At 65.9% G+C, this 18,835-nt stretch carries 14 protein-coding genes; 7 read left to right on the forward strand and 7 right to left on the reverse strand.

Annotated elements, in window-relative coordinates; all coding sequences use genetic code 11:
• Nucleotides 1-3: 3 nt before the first annotated feature.
• The 3 genes from XCSCFBP4642_RS0100720 to XCSCFBP4642_RS0100730 are packed head-to-tail and all read left to right on the forward strand — an operon-like array spanning nucleotide 4 to nucleotide 3,127.
• Complete coding sequence (locus tag XCSCFBP4642_RS0100720; RefSeq protein WP_029218104.1) at nucleotides 4-1,083, forward strand: glycosyltransferase family 4 protein; 1,080 nt, start codon at nucleotides 4-6, stop codon at nucleotides 1,081-1,083.
• Between the two features lie 38 nt (nucleotides 1,084-1,121).
• The gene (locus XCSCFBP4642_RS0100725; RefSeq protein ID WP_200859723.1) at nucleotides 1,122-1,862 is read left to right on the forward strand and encodes a WecB/TagA/CpsF family glycosyltransferase; all 741 of its coding nucleotides are present in this window, start codon (nucleotides 1,122-1,124) and stop codon (nucleotides 1,860-1,862) included.
• Nucleotides 1,859-3,127 (forward strand): O-antigen ligase family protein, encoded by a 1,269-nt coding sequence (locus XCSCFBP4642_RS0100730; RefSeq protein WP_029218106.1) that lies wholly within the window; start codon nucleotides 1,859-1,861, stop codon nucleotides 3,125-3,127. Before XCSCFBP4642_RS0100725 ends, XCSCFBP4642_RS0100730 begins: the two co-directional genes overlap by 4 nt.
• Here the strand turns inward: XCSCFBP4642_RS0100730 and XCSCFBP4642_RS0100735 are convergent.
• From XCSCFBP4642_RS0100735 to XCSCFBP4642_RS0100755, 5 genes are all read right to left on the reverse strand, one after another.
• Nucleotides 3,096-3,770 (reverse strand): methyltransferase domain-containing protein, encoded by a 675-nt coding sequence (locus XCSCFBP4642_RS0100735; protein WP_029218107.1) that lies wholly within the window; start codon nucleotides 3,768-3,770, stop codon nucleotides 3,096-3,098. The genes XCSCFBP4642_RS0100730 and XCSCFBP4642_RS0100735 overlap by 32 nt on opposite strands.
• A gap of 13 nt (nucleotides 3,771-3,783) precedes the next feature.
• Nucleotides 3,784-4,902 (reverse strand): non-hydrolyzing UDP-N-acetylglucosamine 2-epimerase, encoded by a 1,119-nt coding sequence (gene wecB / locus XCSCFBP4642_RS0100740; RefSeq protein WP_029218108.1) that lies wholly within the window; start codon nucleotides 4,900-4,902, stop codon nucleotides 3,784-3,786.
• 18 nt (nucleotides 4,903-4,920) lie between these two features.
• Complete coding sequence (locus XCSCFBP4642_RS23635; RefSeq protein WP_235048250.1) at nucleotides 4,921-5,916, reverse strand: undecaprenyl-phosphate glucose phosphotransferase; 996 nt, start codon at nucleotides 5,914-5,916, stop codon at nucleotides 4,921-4,923.
• A 498-nt stretch (nucleotides 5,917-6,414) separates the two neighbouring features.
• Nucleotides 6,415-7,557: a glycosyltransferase gene (locus tag XCSCFBP4642_RS23640; RefSeq protein ID WP_323134660.1), complete on the reverse strand. Its 1,143-nt coding sequence runs from the start codon at nucleotides 7,555-7,557 to the stop codon at nucleotides 6,415-6,417.
• Complete coding sequence (locus XCSCFBP4642_RS0100755; RefSeq protein WP_029218109.1) at nucleotides 7,554-8,693, reverse strand: glycosyltransferase family 4 protein; 1,140 nt, start codon at nucleotides 8,691-8,693, stop codon at nucleotides 7,554-7,556. Before XCSCFBP4642_RS0100755 ends, XCSCFBP4642_RS23640 begins: the two co-directional genes overlap by 4 nt.
• Before the next feature lie 272 nt (nucleotides 8,694-8,965).
• Between XCSCFBP4642_RS0100755 and XCSCFBP4642_RS0100760 the strand changes: the two genes are divergently transcribed.
• Nucleotides 8,966-9,310 (forward strand): hypothetical protein, encoded by a 345-nt coding sequence (locus XCSCFBP4642_RS0100760; protein WP_029218110.1) that lies wholly within the window; start codon nucleotides 8,966-8,968, stop codon nucleotides 9,308-9,310.
• A 114-nt stretch (nucleotides 9,311-9,424) separates the two neighbouring features.
• Here the strand turns inward: XCSCFBP4642_RS0100760 and XCSCFBP4642_RS0100765 are convergent, their stop codons facing one another.
• Nucleotides 9,425-10,696: a DNA topoisomerase IB gene (locus XCSCFBP4642_RS0100765; RefSeq protein WP_029218111.1), complete on the reverse strand. Its 1,272-nt coding sequence runs from the start codon at nucleotides 10,694-10,696 to the stop codon at nucleotides 9,425-9,427.
• A 55-nt stretch (nucleotides 10,697-10,751) separates the two neighbouring features.
• Between XCSCFBP4642_RS0100765 and XCSCFBP4642_RS0100770 the strand changes: the two genes are divergently transcribed.
• From XCSCFBP4642_RS0100770 to XCSCFBP4642_RS0100780, 3 genes are all read left to right on the forward strand, one after another.
• A complete protein-coding gene (locus XCSCFBP4642_RS0100770) occupies nucleotides 10,752-11,132 on the forward strand; it encodes an I78 family peptidase inhibitor (RefSeq protein WP_029218112.1) in 381 nt (126 codons plus the stop codon).
• Nucleotides 11,133-11,335: 203 nt separating this feature from the next.
• Nucleotides 11,336-15,808 carry a glutamate synthase large subunit gene (gene gltB / locus XCSCFBP4642_RS0100775; protein ID WP_029218113.1) on the forward strand — a complete coding sequence of 1,491 codons (4,473 nt, stop codon included), beginning with the start codon at nucleotides 11,336-11,338 and terminating at the stop codon, nucleotides 15,806-15,808.
• Nucleotides 15,809-15,984: 176 nt separating this feature from the next.
• Entirely contained in the window at nucleotides 15,985-17,466 is a 1,482-nt protein-coding gene (locus tag XCSCFBP4642_RS0100780; protein ID WP_029218114.1) for an FAD-dependent oxidoreductase, read from the forward strand.
• Between the two features lie 218 nt (nucleotides 17,467-17,684).
• On the opposite strand, the gene XCSCFBP4642_RS0100785 is transcribed toward XCSCFBP4642_RS0100780, so the two are convergent.
• Nucleotides 17,685-18,746: an NAD(P)-dependent alcohol dehydrogenase gene (locus tag XCSCFBP4642_RS0100785; RefSeq protein ID WP_029218115.1), complete on the reverse strand. Its 1,062-nt coding sequence runs from the start codon at nucleotides 18,744-18,746 to the stop codon at nucleotides 17,685-17,687.
• Between the last annotated feature and the right edge of the window lie 89 nt (nucleotides 18,747-18,835).

The raw sequence follows: 18,835 nt of genomic DNA on the forward strand, positions 1-18,835 counted from the left end.
GCGATGCGCGTCTTGCACGTCTACAAGGATTTCGCACCCCATGGCGGTGGCGGTGGGGTGGCGCGCCATATCCATGGGCTGGCGGTGATCCTGACGCAGGCCGGCCATACGGTGCGGATCCTGGCACCGCTGAGCGACAGCGGCGTCTGGCCGCAGGGCTACGCGGTGGTCCGCGCGACGGCCTGGCAACTGTGGCACCACGTCGGCTGGGCCGATGTGGTGCATGTGCATGGTGCGCGCACACCCATTGCCGCCGCCGCCGCCGCAGTGGCCCGGCTGCGCGGCAAGCGTCTGATCTACACCCCGCACTGCTATTACGACGACGACCCTGCGATGAGCAAGCGCGTGCGCAAATGGTGCTGGGACCACCTCATCGAGAAGCCGCTGCTGCGAAGCGCGCAACCGACCGTGCTGTTATCCGCCTATTGGCTGAACTATCTCTCGCGACGTCGACTGTCGCCCAGACGGGCCCTGCTGCTACCCAATGCCGTGCTGGCTGCCGAGCAGTGCCTGCCCGCGACGGCACGCCCACCACTGGGCGGCACGCCTGCGCTGTTGTCGGTCGGTCGGCTGGATGCGGTCAAACGGCTGCAGGATGCGATCGCAGCGCTCACCGAGCCGACCATGGATGCGGCAGTGCTGCACGTGGTGGGTCGCGGACCGGATCGGGCACGGCTGGAGGCCTGTGCAGTGGCGTTGGGTGTTTCCGCACGCGTGCACTTCTACGGTTTCGTCAGCGATGCCGAGGTGGCGACGATGGCGGCGCTGGCCGATGTCTTCGTGCTGCCATCGGCGGTGGAAGGCATGCCGACCGTGCTGATCGAAATGCTGTTGCTCGGTTGCCCGGTGGTTGCCAGCGATATTCCCGGCAATCGCTCGATCCTTGCCCAGATCGGCCTGCAGGCGGCATTGCACCGGCTCGGCGACAGCGCAGCGCTGGCCGCCTGCATCGGCGTGCAGCGACAGCAGCGCATCGGGCCGGAGCGTATGGCGCACGTCCAGGCGGACTTCACCTGGGAAGGCCTGCGAGCGCAGGTGCTGACGCTGTACGATGGACAGGCCGCACAGGAACCCGCAACGTGAACAGACCACCTGCTCGCCTGTCCTTTTTCGGATGTCCGTTGGACCTCGTTTCCCCCGCGCAGATTCTGCTGCGTGCACAGCATGCCGCCGAAGGCGGCGCGCCGATCCGGGTGGAGGGCTTGAACGTGGCCAAGCTGATCGATGCGCGCGCACAGGCGCCGCTGCGCCAGGCGCTGGAGCAGGCCGAAGTGGTGCACATCGATGGCGCAGGCATCAGCCTGGGCCTGCACTGGTTCGGGGCGGACGTGCCGGCGCGCAGGGCCGGTATCGATCTGATGCAGGACATGTGCAGTCAGGCTGCCAGCAGCGGCGCCGGCGTCTATCTGCTCGGCGCCCGTCCGGCGGTAGTGGCCGCCGCCGCCGAGCGCCTGCGCACGGCGTGGCCCGGGCTGCATATTGCCGGCGTGCGCGATGGCTATTTCAGCGATGCAGAAGAACCATCGGTCATCGCGGCGATCCGTCAGTCCGGTGTGCGCTACCTCTTCATCGGCATCAGCTCGCCAAAGAAGGAGCTGTTCCTGGAAAAACACTGGCAGACCTTGGGTGTCCCGGTGGCCATGGGGGTGGGCGGCTCGTTCGACGTGCTGTCGGGGATGTTGCCGCGGGCACCGCGACTGATGCAGCGGTTTGGCATGGAGTGGCTGTTTCGGCTCGCGCTGGAACCACGCCGCCTGGCCTGGCGCTATCTGCGCACCAATGGAGCGTATCTGTTGCTGTTGGTGCGCGCGCGTCTCAGCAGACGCTACCGGGCGCAGGCGCTCACGACCTGGCGCACATGACAGCGGGCGCGGCTGCTAAGCGGCCAGCGCAGGCCGGGCTGGTGACCATCTGCCTGGGCATCTATCTGCTGTTCTGTCTGCAGCAAGTCGTGCTGACCGGACGCTACTTCGGGGTCGGTCTGTCGTTGGGATCGATGGCTATCCGCGGCGCCGCGCTCGGCCTGGGCGCATGGGCGCTGTGGCGGCATGGCGTTCCCGCATGCCTGCGCTGGCCATTGCTGTCGATTCTGCTGTGCATGGCCGCGCTGGCCGCATCGGTCCTGGCGTCCGATCATCCGGCATTGGCATTCAAGTATGCCGTGCGTTACGCCACCGCCTTGCTGTGGCTATGGGCATTGCTCAATCTGGCGGTGGCTTCGCCACGTTGGCCACGCGCCGCAACACTGGCCGCGTTGATCGCGGTGTGGATCAATCTCGCGCTGGGCATGGCCGTGCGGCTGCAGTGGCCGCCGGCACTGGAGTGGTCGCTGGCCTTCCATGCGCAGGACAGCTTCAAGTACCTGCCGCGGGTATCAGGCATGTACGACCATCCGGCACTGCTGGCGGCAACCTCCGTCATCGTCGCGTTGCTGACGATCCAGCTGTACCAGCGCAACGAGGTCGGTCGCAAGCAGCTGGCTGCGGCAGTACTGGCTGCCGTCGCGGCGCTGGCATTGAGTGAGGCGCGCAACCCGTTGTTGCCGGTGGCCGCGTTGATCCTCTGGTGGGCATGGTCGCGGCGCGGCGGGCCACGTCCTGTCCGCCGCACGGCCTGGATCGCCTCGCTCGGCCTGCTGGCCGTTGCCGGCTTCGTCCTGCGCCAACGCTACGCGGAGATGACCGGCGCGATGCACGAAACCACGCTGACCGCGCTCTCGCTGGGACGCACCTATCTATGGTCCGGTGCGATCAAGGCATGGCGCAGCCATCCATGGTTCGGGCTCGGTGCGGGCGTCTTTCAGTTTCTGGTTCCCGATTACACCGGTGGCCGCTTCGATCGCGGCGAACTGCATGCGCACAACGGTCTGCTGGCGGTGTTGTCGGAAACCGGCCTGTGCGGATTACTGGCCTGTCTGTGCCTGCTGTGGACGCTCTGGGTCCCGCTACTACGCACTCCTGCCGAACGCGGCTGGGCGCTGATCTGGTTGTTGTTCCTGGCTGGCTTGAACGTGTTCGACTTCTATCTGTTGTTCTATCCTTTTTCCCTGCATGCGGCATTGGCCCTCGCCCTGCTGTACGCCCGCCACTGCGTGCTCAGCGACGCACCGCAATCCAGGACTTGTTGAGGCCGTACCAGCGCTCGGCGATCAGCGTAGCGTCCGGGAATAGACGCGCCATGTCGCGCTTACGCAGCAGGCGAATATCGTCCACGAAACAACGCGCCTGCGCCCGCGTCTGCGGACGATCGATGCGGCCCAGGGGAACCCGGTACAACAACTCTGCCTGCCAGGCGCGTGGCAGGAATTGGACGCCGGGCGCCAGATAATGTGGCTCAATCGGAAACCAGTAATTGGGCGTCTGCACGTAGTACTGCGTGGCCACGCGACGGATTTCGTCTGCGAATGCGTGCATGCGCGCGGCATCGCCCACGTGCTCGATCACCGAATTGGAGTGGGCGATGTCGAACGCATTGTCGGCAAAGGCCAACGCACAGCCGTCGCCCTGCTGCGAACGCAGAAACGGTCGTGCGGTGGGCTGCGCGGAGTCGTCGAGATTGACCACCGTCACTTCGCAGGCATATTCGGCGAAGAAGGCGTCCGGCACGTGCGCCCAGTAGGCGAGCGTGCCGCCGACGTCGATCACCCGGCAATGACCTTGGCGCTTATGGCAGGCGCGTACCATCTCCAGGAACAAGCGCAAGCGCCGTGCACGCAGACGCGCACTGAGCGAATTGGGGTTGTTGTAATCGGCTTGCGCAGTCAGTGCCATCGACGCGACGAGCTCAGGCGTGCTGCAGGCGTTGACGCGGGACGTAGGCCCGTTCGTCCCGCGCCAGCAGCGTATCGAGAATGCAGCGAAACGCATGCCCATCACCGAACGGGTTGCGCCATGTCACCGAGCGTCCCAGCAGACGATCGGCGGCAGAGCGCAGCGCAACCTCGTCCAGGCTATGGGGGAGCTCTGCCCCACCGATCTGCAAGGTCTCCGGCCGCTCGGTATTGGTGCGCAGCACCAGACATTTGCGCTGCAGGATGCACGCCTCCTCCTGGATCCCGCCGCTATCGGTCATGATCAGGGCCGCACCCTGCTGGAGTGCCAGCATATCCAGATAACCGACCGGCCCAATCGCGCGCAACGTCCGATGCCGCTGGGCCGCAGCGCTTCCCAGCGCATCCAGGCGCGGGTGCATCGGAAACACCAATGGCAGGCCTTCGGCCTCGGAGATCGAGGTAACTGCCTGCATCAGGGCAGCAAAATGCACGGGGTCTTCGGTATTGGACCGGCGGTGGCAGGTGAGCAGGTGATAGCCGCCTTCAGGTAGCCCCAGGCGTTGCAGGATCGTCGACCGTCGCAGTGCGGTCTGGGCGTGCGCCAGCGTCGCATCGGCGACGGTGTTACCGGTGATGCGGATGCGTGCACCGGTCAGGCCTTCGTCGTGCAGGATCTGCGCCTGCAGCGCGGTTGGGCAGAACAGGTAATCGGACAAGTGGTCGATCAGAACGCGATTGACTTCCTCGGGCATGCTGCGATCGCGACTGCGCAGACCGGCCTCGACATGGGCAACGGCAATCTCCAGTTTGTTGGCAGCCATGGCGCCTGCCAAGGCGCTATTGGTGTCGCCCTGCACCACCACGACATCCGGCTGCAGCTTCGCCAGCACCGGTTCGATTCCGCATAACATCCGTCCGATCTGCACGCCATGCGGCGCGGAGCCTACGCCGAGATTGTAGTCGGCCGGAGGCAGACCCAGCTCGTCGAAGAACACCCGGTCCATCGCTTCGTCGTAGTGCTGGTTGGTATGGACGATCGAAAAATGCAGCCCATCGCGCAAACTGGCCGCGATCAGCGATGCCAGTTTGATGATTTCCGGGCGGGTGCCGAGAACATAGGTGATGTGCATGGGACTCCCGATCCGTGTTCAATAGGCGTCGCGGTCAAACAGCACGATCACGCAGGTCTGCGCGATGATGCTCAGATCCAGCCAGAGCGACCAATGCTGGATGTAGGAAAGATCGTGTTGGACGCGTTGGCGCATTTTTTCCACGGTGTCGGTCTCGCCGCGTAGGCCGTTGACCTGGGCCCAACCGGTGATGCCCGGCTTGACCCGCTGACGCTGCAGATAGTTCGGCACCAATTGCTGATATTGCGCGTTGTGAGCAACCGCATGCGGTCGCGGTCCGACGATGGCCATGTGTCCTTGCAGGACATTGAGGAACTGCGGCAATTCGTCGAGGCTGGTGCGCCGCAGAAACGCTCCGAAGCGGGTGACCCGAGGGTCTCCCCGGCAGGTCTGCGGCGCTGCGCTTGCCGCATCGTGCACCTGCATGCTGCGAAACTTCCATAATTGGAACGGGCGCCCGTCCCATCCATGCCGCATCTGCCGGAACAGCACCGGTCCGGGGCCGGAAAGCCTGACGCCCGCGGCCAGGGCCAGCATGAGCGGGGCGCTGGTCAGCACGACCGCCGTGGCCAACACGCGGTCGGTCGCCTCCTTCAGCATGCGCGACATACCCGTCAGCGGACGTACCGACAGTGACATCATCGGCAGGCCGGTCACGTCTTCCAGGCACGACTGACCCGGATAAACCGCGGACAGATCCGGAATCCAGCGTGCGTCCACGCAGCACGCATCCAGTTGGGCGATGCTCTGACGAAGCCGCGCCTCTTCGCGCATCGGCCAGGTGACCCACACGTCTCGGACATGCCGGGCTTCCAGCCAGCACGACAATCCAGCCATGCTGCCGAGCGCAAGGTCAGACGGTACCTGGAGCAATTCAATCCCGGTGCACGGCTGCTGCTGGATCCTCGTCGCCAGCTCGGCGGTGCGCTCGGGCGGACCGAGCAGGGCGATACGCCGCCGCCCGATGTTGTGGCGATACAACCAGGCAAGCGTCCCCTTCATGGCTTGTCGCACGCCCAGCAGACCGACACCGCCGCATCCCGCCCAGTAAACGCGAGAAAGCCGCGCCGGTTGCGCTCAGAAAGCTGATCGACATCAACACGCTCAGCACGATCGCCCACCCCGTCAACACGCGCCCCGCTACCATCGTCGGCGCCAGCTGCGGTCCTTGGCGATAGAGCGACAGGCGCCCGAACACCAGCAGCGTGAGCGCCGCTGCGGCGAGCAGCGCATAGGTGTAGCGAGGGGCCTCCGGCAACGCCAGTTGATCGACACGCAGGGCATAGGCGAGCAGCCCGCTGCCTGCCACAACGACCATGTCGGCGACTTTCACCAGGGCGGCAACCGACCCCAGCAGATCATTGGATAGCCTGGGGGCAGCGGCGGCACGTGGCAGCAGTGGGTCGAGCGAGCTCATCCGGCTGTCGCGGCCCTGCGGTGGACTAGCCAGCATGCGCATGAATTGATCAGCATCCCTCTCCCTTCATCCTTGGCGTTCTTCAACATGACGGCCTAACCGGCGGAAGCGTGCACCTGCCGATAGAGCGCAGCATAGGAGTGCACCATCGCCGCACCGGTAAAGTGCTGCCGATAGCGGCTCAACGCCTCCCGCCCCAACGCGCTGGCCACCTGCGGATGGTTCCATAGATAACGCATTGCATCGCGTAAGGCCACCGGATCGGCCGGCGCCACCACCAGGCCGGTCTGCCCAGCGACATTCACAAAACTGGTTCCTGTGCCGATTTCACAGGAAATCATCGGTTTGGCATGCATCGCCGCCTCCAGCAAGGTAATTCCGAACGCTTCCGAACGCAGATGCGAGGGAAACACCAGCCCTTCGCAAAGCGACAGCAAGGCATGCTTGTCGGCCTCGTCAAGCACGCCCAGAAAGTGGACATCGGTCAAGCCGAGTTGCCGCGCCTGCTGGCGCAAACGTGCGCCTTCCGGCCCGTCTCCAACGATGGCCACCGGGATCTGCGTCTCGCGAACGGCCTGCAGCAGGTATTGCAGACCCTTGTAATAACGCAGGACGCCGACGAACAGAAAAAACCGCGGGCCCAGCCGCGTGCGCCAGCGCTGCGCGCGTTCGGTGTCCGGAGTGTGGTGGCTGGATTGGTCCAGTCCGATCGGTATCACGCTCAGCTTGGGCTGATAACCGGCCAGGACCGGGCTGGTGGCGCGGTAATTCGGCGACGTCGCAACGATATGGTCAACGCGGTCGAGAAATCGTCGTTGCAGCGGCCGATACAGGCGCAGCAGGTGTCGTTGCCGCACGATGTCGGAGTGATACGTCAGCACCGAGGGCGTTCGGGCTGCGCCCGCCAGGTGCAGCAGATCCATGAACGGCCAAGGATAATGGTAGTGGATCAGGTCGAAGCGCCGGGCCAGGCGCGCGAAGTGCCGCAGCAAGCGCATCGACACCGGCATCGAGGCCACTTCGAAGTCGCGTTGAAAGCGATGCAACGTGTAGGGCCCCTGCGCGCTGATCCCCGCCAGACGGTCATCGGCACAGAGAGTCGCCACTTCGCTGTGCACGGCATACCGGTGCGATTGCATGGCGAGCGTGCGTATGACCTGTTCGGTTCCGCCCATCGTCTCGGGCAAGCTGGTCTTGTAGACGTGCAGCACCCGCAGCGGAGAGGATGCGGGGCTCAAGCGGCCAACACGTGTCGGTAGACGTCGGCCGTCGCTGCAGCGCAACGCTGCCAGCTGAACTGGGCGGCGCGCTGCAGCCCGGCCCGACTCGCGGCCTGGCGCCAGACCGCATCGTCGATACCTCTCGCCAGCAATTGGGCCAAGGCAGTGCTGTCTGCAGGATCGAACAGTGCCGCGGCATCGGCAGCCACTTCCGGTAATGCCGACGCGGACGAACAAAGGACCGGCGTGCCGCTGGCCATTGCCTCCAGTACCGGAAGACCGAAGCCTTCGTAGAGCGAGGGAAACACGAACAGGCGCGCACCGGCCACCAGCGCCGGCAAGCTGTCTTGTGGGACATAACCGAGATAGCGCAGCCAACCGGCCTGTTCGGCACGTTGCATGCGCGCATGCAGAGACTCGCTCGACCAGCCGCTGTGGCCAGCGATCACCAACGGGTAGCGAACGCGCAATGCGGCGGGCAAGGCAGCATATGCTGTCAGCAGGATGTCGATGTTCTTCCGCGGTTCGATGGTACTCACGCATAAGCAGTACGCATCGGTCTCCAGGCCCAGTGCTTGCAGCGGCGCAGCCAGCTCGGCCGGGGCATGCGGGCGGAATGCCGCATCTGCCGCCAATGGAATCGCGCGAACACGCTCGAGCGGCAACCGGAAATGTGCGGCGATCTCCTGCCGCGAGAACTCGGACACCGTCACGATCAGCTGTGCGCGTCGCACCGCCAGCGCCAGCTCCTTGCGCATGTAGCGCACCCGGTCGGCACGGTGACACTGCGGCCAGCGATAGACCGAAATGTCGTGGAACGTCGCGATGCTCGGACCTGCATACGCAGGGACGTAGTAGTTGCACCCATGAAACAACGCCTTCTGCCCGCGCAGGGCACGCGCCTTGGCCAGGTTATTGAGACGTCGGTAGGCATCCGTGGCAACCTCGATGCGCGAGAAACGATCGCGCATCCACGGTGTCACCGTGGATGCCGATCCTGGGTCGGGGCGTTGCTGCACCAAGCGTCGCCCGTGCAGGTACTGCAACGACTCGATCTGCGGCAAGCGCGCCAGATGCACGGCAAGCTCCTGCGTATAACGTCCTACGCCGGTGAGCGGGTGACGAATCGATTCGGTAGCCAGGATGATGCGCACGACGCGTGGCGGCGATCAGGACCGCGGGAGGACGACATTGCAGGTGGCTGGGGCACACAGTGCCATCAGCTGCCTGCCGGTATCGGGATACAGCGACTGGCATCGACCCATTCCATGCTCCTCGTGGCGACCGACTCAGTCTACCCGCTGTGGATGATTCAGGCCTACCCGCCGTCAACGATCCAGGCGACGCCGCAAAATTAGGCAATCTTCATGCCACGGCGACGTCACTCCACGCACGCTGCACTGGATCTTCACCTTGGGAGCGCCTTGTGATCCGTCTTGTTGTTTCTCTTGCAGCTACCGTATTGTTGTCGGCCTGCGCCTCCAATCAGGTGGCACAGGTGCAGCCGATCGACGGCGTGATCTCCGGCCAATGCCATATCGACAGCGTGCGCGGCATCGTGGGCCTGGCTGCGGCCAGGCAGACCGTGGAGCGCGCGCGTGTGGACAGCGACAGCCTGCAGGTGAGCGTGCGTCCGGGCGAACGCGCCACCGGCGGCACCACCGCCAGCGGGCTGGCCGATCCGGCGCAGGGTGCCAGTGCCAGCGGCGGCGAACACCTCACCATCGAGACCGGGCCGAACAACAACATCACTGCGGTGTATTGCGGCTAAGAATCGGGATTCGGGATTCGGGATTCGGGATTCGGGATTCGGGATTCGGGATTCGGGATTCGGGATTCGGGATTCGAAAAGCATCGCGGCTTTTCGGTTCCCGATCCAGCCCATTCACTTGCGTTTCGAATTGCTCTTGGTGGTCGTCTTTAGCTTGGCACGCGAGGCAGTGAGGAACTTCAGCGTGGCTGCCTCCCACTGGCGCTCGCCGCGCACGCCGGTGGCCATCGCCTGCAGTTCGCCGGCACGCCAGCCCTCGAACACGCAGGGGTCGATATAGGCCTTGCGGCACACCGAGGGCGTATTGCCCAGGGCGTCGGCCACCTCGCGGATGACGTCGTTCTGCACCTGCTTGAGCGCACGTTCGCTGCTGCGCTCGGGTAACGGCAGCCGGGCCAGGCGTTGCAATGCGGCCAACGTGCCGCCCCAGGTACGGAAATCCTTGGCCGTGAAGTCCTCGCCCATCGCCTCGCGTAGGTAGTCGTTGACCTCGCCCGAGTCCACCGGCTGCAGCTGGCCATCGTCGTCACGGTATTGGAACAACGATTGCCCCGGCAGTTGTTGGCACTGCCGAATCAGCTTGACCAGCTGCTTGTCGTCCACCTCGATGTCGTGCTCCTGCCCGCTCTTGCCGCGGAATTTCAGCCGGGCGCGGCCGCCCTTGAGAAATTCCATGTGCCGGTTGCGTAGCGTGGTCAACCCGTACGAACGGTTGCTGCGCGCGTACTCGGCATTGCCCACGCGCACCAGGGTGTCGGCCAGCAACGCCACCACGATGCCCAGGACCTTTTCGCGCGGGAAGTCCGGTAAACCCAGGTCGCGACGCAGGCGGCGGCGCAGTTTCGGCAATGCGGTGCCGAAGGCGATCACGCGCTCGAACTTGCCTTCGCCGCGCACCTGCGCCCAGTCGACGTGATAGCGGTACTGCTTGCGCCGTCGCGCATCGCGCCCGGTGGCCTGCAGATGGCCGTTGGGCTTGGCGCAGATCCACACCTCGGTATAGGCCGGTGGAATGGCCAGCGCACGGATGCGCTGCAAGGTATCGGCATCGGCAATGCGCTGCCCATCCGCACTGCGGTAGCTGAAGCTCTTGCCGGCCCTGCGCCGGCTGATGCCGGGTTGCTGGTCGTTGACGTAGGTCAGCCCTGCGGCGCGCGCGGTGACCTTGGCCTGTGCAACGGCGGCAGCGGTGGCGACCGCGGCCGTGGCCACCGCTGCACCGGTGGCGACAGCCGCGAGCTTGCCGGCAGTACTGGCCGCGACGGCGGCATTGCGAAGGACGCGTTTGGCTTTCATTGCATGCACATCGAAGGTGGTCGGTCGATTGTTGGGCCGGGCAGGACTAGGCCACGTCAACGCAATGACAACGGCGTGTGCGCAAGCCATGCCGGTTGTGCAAATTGTGCTTATGCTTGGGCCTCCCCCTTTGCTGGAGTCGTCGATGCGCGCTGTCCTGCCTATTGCCCGTCTGACTTGCACCCTGGTCGTACTGGCTGCGTTGAGCGCCTGCAACAAGCCACAACCCGACGAGCAGGAAGCCGTCGCAGCCAAGGCCCAGCACGCGGCCGAACAGGCCTCCGCGCCTGCACCCGACGCGGCCCCCGACGCGCCGCCGATCGGCAACTGCGACGCCACTCAGGTGCAGTCGCTGGTGGGCCAGCCGGTGACCGATGCAGTGAGCGAACAGGCGCGCAGCGATGCCGGCGCCAAGTCGGTGCGCGTACTCAAGCCTGGTCAGATGGTGACCATGGAATTCAACGGCGAGCGGCTGAATCTGGAAGTGGATGCCAAGAACCTCGTCACCTCGGTGCGCTGCGGCTGAGCAGCGCTTGGCAGCGCTTGCAGGAGCTGCGCCAAGCCAGCTGCCGCAAGGGATTTGCGCGGTTCTCGTTGCAGCTGTAACGGTGTATTGCGGCACCGCATCAACTGTGGTCTAGTCGATCATCCGGTGACCTCTTCGAAACGCTCCACGGATCGAGCGCTGCAACGTCGTCGCCGCTCTTCCAAGATCGCTAAGAGGCAGACATGGCCCCCCGCACTCGCCAAGGGCTCAACGACGACGGTCTCTACAACAGCGTGCGCGACGAACGCGACGCCTGTGGCTTTGGCATGGTCGCCCAGCTGGACGACCAGCCTTCCCGTTCGCTGGTCGATACCGCGATTGCAGCGCTCTCGCGCATGACCCACCGTGGCGGCGTGGCCGCCGACGGGCTCACCGGCGATGGCTGCGGCTTATTGATTCGCAAACCCGATGCATTCCTGCGCGGGCTGGCGCGCGATGCCGGCATTGCGCTGGGGACGCGCTACGCGGCCGGTGTGGTGTTCCTGCCGCTGGACGAAAGCGATGCCGCGCGCTGTCGCGCCGAACTGGAAACCCAGCTGCACAGCGCCGGCGTGCACTTCCGCGGCTGGCGCGTGGTGCCCACCGACGACAGCGTGTGCGGCCAGCTGGCGCGCGATACGTTGCCGCGCATCGAACAGGTGTTCGTCGATGCCGGTGCGGAGCAGACCGAAGACGCCTTCACCCTGGCGCTGTTCCTGGCGCGCCGCCGCGCCGAGCAGCAGCTGCAGGGCGTGCAGGACTTCTATGTCACCACGCTCTCGCCCAATGGCATCAGCTACAAGGGCATGGTGCTGCCGGACAAGCTGAGCACGTTCTATCCGGACCTGCAGCGCAGCAACCTGTCCTCCAGCGCGATCGTCTTTCACCAGCGCTTTTCCACCAACACGCTGCCGCGCTGGCCGCTGGCGCACCCGTTCCGGTTGCTCGCCCATAACGGCGAAATCAACACCATCGAGGGTAACCGCCGCTGGGCGCAGGCGCGCAGCAAGGTGTGGCAGACCCCGCGCTTCGATATCGCGCAGTTCGACCCGGTGATCTCCATGCACGGCTCCGATTCGCAGAGCCTGGACAACATGCTGGAGCTGCTGATCGCCGGCGGCATGGATCTGCTGCAGGCATTGCGCATCCTGGTGCCGCCGGCGACCCAGTCGCTGGAGTTCAAGGACGCCGACCTGGCCGCGTTCTACGAGTTCTACGGCCTCAACACCGAGCCGTGGGACGGCCCGGCCGGCATCGTCGCTTGCGACAGCCGCTATGCCGCCTGCATGCTCGACCGCAACGGCCTGCGCCCGGCGCGCTGGATGCTGACCTCCGACCGCCACTTCCTGGTGGCCTCCGAAGCCGGCGTATGGGAGCTGCCGGCCGAGCGCATCACCCGCAAGGGCAAGCTGGGCCCGGGCGAGATGATGGCCATCGATCTCAAGCGCGGCGACCTGCTGGACTCGGACGCGATCGACCGCATCAACCGCGCACGCGCCCCGTACAAGCAATGGCTGCAGCAGGGCGTGACCTACCTGCAGACCGAACTGATCGACCCCTCGCTGGTGGAAGAACCCTTCAGCGAGCAGACCCTGCGCAGCTACCACAAGCTGTTCCAGCTCAGCACCGAGGAAGTGGAGCAGATCCTGCGCCCGCTGGCCGAGACCGAGCAGGAAGCCACCGGCTCGATGGGCGACGACACCCCGATGGCGGTGCTCAGCCGCCAGACCCGGCCGTTGTACGACTACTTCCGCCAGGCCTTCGCGCAGGTCACCAACCCGCCGATCGACCCGCTGCGCGAAGGCATCGCGATGTCGCTCACCACCCAGCTCGGCAAGGAGACCAACATCTTCCATGCCGGTGCGGAGACGGTGAACCACGTCATCCTCAACTCGCCGGTGCTCAGCCAGCGCAAGCTGCGTCAGCTGCTGAAGATGGAGCAGTACGTCGCGCGCAACCGCCTGATCGACCTGTCCTACAGCGTGGAAGAAGGCCTCAAGGCCGGGCTGGAACGCATCTGCCAGGAGGTGGAAGCCGCCGCCCGCGACGGCGCGGTGATGCTGCTGCTGTCGGACCGTTACCCGGTGCCGGACCGGCCGATGGCGCATGCGCTGCTGGCCACCGGCGCGGTGCATCACCACCTGTGCAAGGTGGGCCTGCGCTGCGACGTCAACCTGATCATCGAAACCGGCACCGCGCGCGATGCGCACCACATGGCCTGCCTGCTTGGCTTCGGCGCCACGGCGGTGTATCCGTATCTGGCCTACCAGACCCTGTTCGACCTGGGCAGGCGCGGCATCCTGCAGCTGAGCAAGGGCGGCGAGCAGTCGCAGATCGGCCGCCGCTACCGCAAGGGCATCTACAAGGGCCTGTCCAAGATCATTTCCAAGATGGGCATCTGCACCATCGCCAGCTACCGCGGCGCGCAGTTGTTCGAGATCGTCGGGCTGGACCCGGACGTGGTGGAGCTGTGCTTTGCCGAGACACCCGCGCGCATCGGCGGCGTGGGCCTGTCGCGCCTGGATACCGAGGCGCGCGAGCTCACCGCACGCGCCTGGAACGACCAGCTCAAGCCGGAAGTGGGCGGGCTGCTCAAGTACGTGCACGGCGGCGAGTACCACATGTACAACCCCGACGTGGTCATGACGCTGCAGCGCGCCACCCGCACCGGCGATGCCGGCGACTGGCAGAAGTACGTCGATGCGGTGCATGCGCGCCCGGCCTCCACGCTGCGCGATCTGGTCCAGCTCAAGCGCGCCGACACCCCGACCCCGCTGGACGAGGTAGCCCCGGCCGAAGATGTGCTGCGTCGCTTCGACACCGCCGCGATCAGCCTGGGCGCGTTGTCGCCCGAGGCGCACGAAGCGCTGGCCATTGCGATGAACCGCCTGGGCGGGCGCAGCAATTCCGGCGAAGGCGGCGAAGACCCGGCCCGCTATGGCACCGAGAAACGCTCCAAGATCAAGCAGGTGGCCTCCGGCCGCTTCGGTGTGACGCCGGAATATCTGGTCAACGCCGAAGTGCTGCAGATCAAGGTCGCCCAGGGCGCCAAGCCCGGCGAAGGCGGACAGCTGCCCGGCCACAAGGTCAACGAGCTGATCGCGCGGCTGCGCTACGCCAAGCCCGGCATCGGCCTGATCAGCCCGCCGCCGCACCACGACATCTATTCGATCGAGGATCTGGCCCAGCTGATCTACGATCTCAAGCAGGTCAATCCGACCGCGCTGGTGTCGGTGAAGCTGGTGGCCCATGCCGGTGTCGGCACCATTGCCGCCGGCGTGGTCAAGGCCGGCGCCGATCTGATCACCGTGTCCGGCCACGACGGCGGCACCGGCGCCAGCCCGGTCAGCTCGATCCGTTATGCCGGCGTGCCGTGGGAACTGGGCGTGGCCGAGTCGCACCAGGCGCTGGTGGCCAACGACCTGCGCGAGCGCACCATCCTGCAGACCGACGGCGGCCTGAAGACCGGCCTGGACGTGGTCAAGGCCGCGCTGCTGGGCGCCGACAGCTTCGGCTTCGGCACCGCGCCGATGATCGTGCTGGGCTGCAAGTATCTGCGCATCTGCCACCTCAACAACTGCGCCACCGGCGTGGCCACCCAGGACGAGCGCCTGCGTGCCGGCTACTTCACCGGCCTGCCGGAGCGCGTGGAGCATTTCTTCCGCCTGCTGGCCGAAGAGGTGCGCCAGTGGCTGGCGTATCTGGGCGTGCGTTCGCTGGACGACATCGTCGGCCGTACCGACCTGCTCGAACAGCTGGACGTCTCGCCGCGTGCCGGGGTCAAGGTCGACCTGTCGCGCCTGCTGACGCATGCCCGCTACGACGGCAGCCATTGCGCCGCCCAGCGCCTGTACGAATCGCCGGACAGCCTGGCCACGCAGATGGACGGCTTGCTGGCCGGTGCCATCGCCCACAAGACCGGCGGCGACCATCGCTTCCTGATCCACAACACCGACCGCTCGATCGGTGCGCGCCTGTCCGGTGCCATCGCACGCGCGCACGGCAACCACGGCATGAGCGATGCGCCGTTGAACCTGCGCTTCCGCGGCACCGCCGGGCAGAGTTTCGGCGCGTTCAACGCCGGCGGCCTGCAGCTGGAACTGGAAGGCGAAGCCAACGACTACGTCGGCAAGGGCATGGCCGGCGGCCGGTTGGTGGTGCGTCCGCCGCGCGGTGCGCGCTTCGAGGCCCGCAGCACCCCCATTGTGGGTAACACCTGCCTGTACGGCGCCACCGGCGGCGAACTGTTCGCCGCTGGCCGCGCGGGCGAACGCTTTGCGGTGCGCAACTCCGGCGCGCTGGCTGTGGTGGAAGGCGCCGGCGACCACTGCTGCGAATACATGACCGACGGCGTGGTGCTGGTGCTGGGCAAGGTGGGCCTGAACTTCGGCGCCGGCTTCACCGGCGGCCTGGCCTACGTGTTGGATATCGAACGCGACTTCGTGGACCGCTACAACCACGAACTGATCGACATCCACCGTGTCTCCGCGGAAGGGTTCGAGAACCATCGCCAGCACCTGCATACCCTGATCAGCCGCCACCGCGAGCTCACCGGCAGCATCTGGGCGCAGCAGATCCTGGACGAGTTCCGCGACTACATCGGCAAGTTCTGGCTGGTCAAACCCAAGGCCGCCAGCATCGAGTCGCTGACAGAGTCGCTCAGGCGTGCCGCCTGAGTGACGGGATTGGGGAGTCGGGATTGGGGATTCGCTCAAGCTATGCGAATCCCGATTCCCGAATCTCCACTCCCGGCCTTCCAGCGTCGTGATTGTTTGTTCGAGATTCGCACCGCGTCCGCCCCCCGTCGCCCGCTGTTGCGAATCCCCAATCCCAACTCCCGAATCCCAGCCCTATGAGCCGCAAGCAAGCCTTCCAATTCCTCGACCTGCCCCGGACCATGCCCACGCGCATTCCGGTGGAACTGCGTACGTCCGGCGACTGGGGCGAGCTGTACGGCAAGTTCGACAAGGCCGATGCGCAGTACCAGTCCGGCCGTTGCCTGGACTGCGGCAACCCGTATTGCAGCTGGAAATGCCCGGTGCACAACGCCATCCCGCAGTGGCTGCAGCTGGTGCAGGAAAACCGCCTCGAAGAAGCCGCTGCGCTGTGCCACTCCACCAACCCGCTGCCGGAAGTGTGCGGGCGGGTGTGTCCGCAGGACCGCCTGTGCGAAGGCAGCTGCACGCTGGAGGAATTCGGCGCGGTCACCATCGGTGCGGTGGAGAAATACATTGTCGATACCGCCTTCAAGATGGGCTGGCGCCCGGACCTGGGCAACGTGCAGCCGAGCGGCCACCGCGTGGCGGTGATCGGCGCAGGCCCTGCAGGTCTGGCATGTGCCGATCGCCTGGCACGTGCCGGCATCGAAGCGGTGGTCTACGACCGTTACGAGCAGATCGGCGGGCTGCTGCAGTTCGGCATCCCCAGCTTCAAGCTGGACAAGTCGGTGATCGGCAAGCGCCGCGACATCCTCGAAGGCATGGGCGTGCAGTTCCGCCTGGGCGTGGAGATCGGTCGCGACATCAGCATCGAGCAGTTGCTGGGCGAATACGACGCGGTGTTCCTGGGCACCGGCGCCTATCGCTACACCGACGGCGGCCTGCCCGGGCAGGACCTCAAGAACGTGCTGCCGGCCCTGCCGTTCCTGGTGCAGAACAGCCGCATCGTCAGCGGCAACGACCCGCACGGCCGGCCGATCGCCGGCTGGGAAGACCAGCTCGCCCTGCCCGATCTCAACGGCAAGCGCGTGGTGGTGCTGGGCGGTGGCGACACCGGCATGGACTGCGTGCGCAGCGCCATTCGCCTGGGCGCGGCCAAGGTCACCTGCGCCTATCGCCGCGACGAAGCGAGCATGCCCGGCTCCGCACGCGAAGTCGCCAACGCCCGCGAAGAAGGCGTGCGCTTTTTGTTCAACCGCCAGCCGCTGTCGATCGAATCCGGCGCCGACGACGAAGCCATCGGCGTGACCGTGGTGGAAACCAAATTAGGCGAGCCCGATGCCAGCGGCCGCCGCAACGCGGTGCCGGTGGAAGGCAGCGAATCGCTGCTGGAGGCGGACGTGGTGATCATCGCCTTCGGCTTCTCGCCCACCCTGCCCGACTGGTTGTCCTCGCAGGGCGTGGAAGCCGGCAGCAACGGCCGCATCGTCGCCCCGGCCGACGGCAATGGCCGCCTGCCCTACCAGACCAGCAACCCGCGCCTGTTCGCCGGCGGCGACTGCGTACGCGGCGCCGACCTGGTGGTCACCGCAGTGGCCGAAGGCCGCGACGCGGCCGGCAGCATCGTGCAGCTGCTCGGGGTGAACGCGCAGGTCCAGGAACCGGCTGCGGCGTGAGGCGCGCAACTCGATGACTGGAAAGCAAGTACCATCGTGCCGGCACAAACTATCGCTGCGGCTGCGCCATCCCAACGCGCGGCTGGATACCTGCAACAGACAGTTCGGTATGAAGCCGCTTCGTCAATGGTCGTTCAGCGAGCCGCGCACCTCAAATCGTGAGGTTCCGTTGCCCGGGATCTGGCAGGACTCTTGCTGGACTGCTCAGCAATAACGCATCAGGCCGCCTTATCCAACAACGTCGCCATATCGATCACGAAGCGGTACTTCACGTCGCTCTTGAGCATGCGCTCGTAGGCCTCGTTGATCTGGTCGGCGCGGATGGTTTCGATGTCCGACACGATATTGTGCTTGGCGCAGAAATCCAGCATTTCCTGGGTCTGGCGGATACCGCCGATCAGCGAGCCGGCCAGGGTGCGACGCTTCATCACCAGGTTGAACACGGCCGGCGACGGATGCGACTGCTCGGGTACGCCGACCAGCACCATGGCGCCATCACGCTTGAGCGCGTTGAGGAACGGGTCCAGGTTGTGCGGTGCGGCCACCGTGTTGAGGATGAAATCCAGGGTGTTGTACTGCGCGGCCATCTGCGCTTCGTCCTTGGAGATCACCACTTCGCTGGCGCCCAGGCGCAGCGCATCGGCGCGCTTGCTTTCGGAGGTGGTGAACAGCACCACGGTGGCGCCCATCGCCTTGGCGATCTTCACCGCCATATGGCCCAGGCCGCCGAGACCGACCACCCCCACCTTCTGACCCGGGCCCACCTTCCAGTGCGCCAGCGGCGAATAGGTGGTGATGCCGGCGCACAGCAGCGGCGCCACCGCGGCCAGGTTGTCGGTGTGCGAAATACGCAGCACGTATTTCTGATCGACCACGATATGGTCGGAGTAGCCGCCATAGGTATTCGCGCCGCCACCGAACATCGGGCCGTTATAGGTGCCAGTGAAGCCGGCTTCGCAGTACTGCTCCTCGCCTTCCTGGCAGGAGGCGCAGCTGCGGCAGCTGTCGACCATGCAGCCGACACCGGCCAGGTTGCCGACCTTGAAGCCGGTCACCGCAGTGCCGACGGCGGTCACGCGGCCGACGATCTCGTGGCCTGGGACGGACGGATACCGGGTGTTGTGCCATTCGTTGCGCGCGGTGTGCAGGTCCGAGTGGCAGACACCGCAGTAGGCGATGTTGATCTGCACGTCGTTGGGGCCGGGCGGGCGCCGTTCGAGCACGAACGGGACAAGCGGCTGGTCGGCGGCCTGGGCGGCAAAGGCGTGGGCTTGGCTCATGGGAGACTCCGGGGGCATTGGGCCGTGCGCATGAGGTGCGAACGACGGGAAAACAGGCCTGGTAGCTCAAGACAGCGACGCGTCGCGCT

The sequence above is a fragment of the Xanthomonas cassavae CFBP 4642 genome (genome assembly GCF_000454545.1).
Classification (GTDB): Bacteria; Pseudomonadota; Gammaproteobacteria; order Xanthomonadales; family Xanthomonadaceae; genus Xanthomonas; species Xanthomonas cassavae.

Bases quoted from the DNA above. Each gene is read 5' to 3' on its own strand.
- XCSCFBP4642_RS0100770 (WP_029218112.1), top strand. From the start codon at position 10,752: ATGCGCGCTGTCCTGCCTATTGCCCGTCTGACTTGCACCCTGGTCGTA.
- XCSCFBP4642_RS0100785 (WP_029218115.1), bottom strand. From the start codon at position 18,746: ATGAGCCAAGCCCACGCCTTTGCCGCCCAGGCCGCCGACCAGCCGCTT.
- XCSCFBP4642_RS0100720 (WP_029218104.1), top strand. From the start codon at position 4: ATGCGCGTCTTGCACGTCTACAAGGATTTCGCACCCCATGGCGGTGGC.
- XCSCFBP4642_RS0100765 (WP_029218111.1), bottom strand. From the start codon at position 10,696: ATGGCTTGCGCACACGCCGTTGTCATTGCGTTGACGTGGCCTAGTCCT.
- XCSCFBP4642_RS0100780 (WP_029218114.1), top strand. From the start codon at position 15,985: ATGAGCCGCAAGCAAGCCTTCCAATTCCTCGACCTGCCCCGGACCATG.
- wecB (WP_029218108.1), bottom strand. From the start codon at position 4,902: ATGCACATCACCTATGTTCTCGGCACCCGCCCGGAAATCATCAAACTG.
- gltB (WP_029218113.1), top strand. From the start codon at position 11,336: ATGGCCCCCCGCACTCGCCAAGGGCTCAACGACGACGGTCTCTACAAC.
- XCSCFBP4642_RS0100735 (WP_029218107.1), bottom strand. From the start codon at position 3,770: ATGGCACTGACTGCGCAAGCCGATTACAACAACCCCAATTCGCTCAGT.
- XCSCFBP4642_RS0100730 (WP_029218106.1), top strand. From the start codon at position 1,859: ATGACAGCGGGCGCGGCTGCTAAGCGGCCAGCGCAGGCCGGGCTGGTG.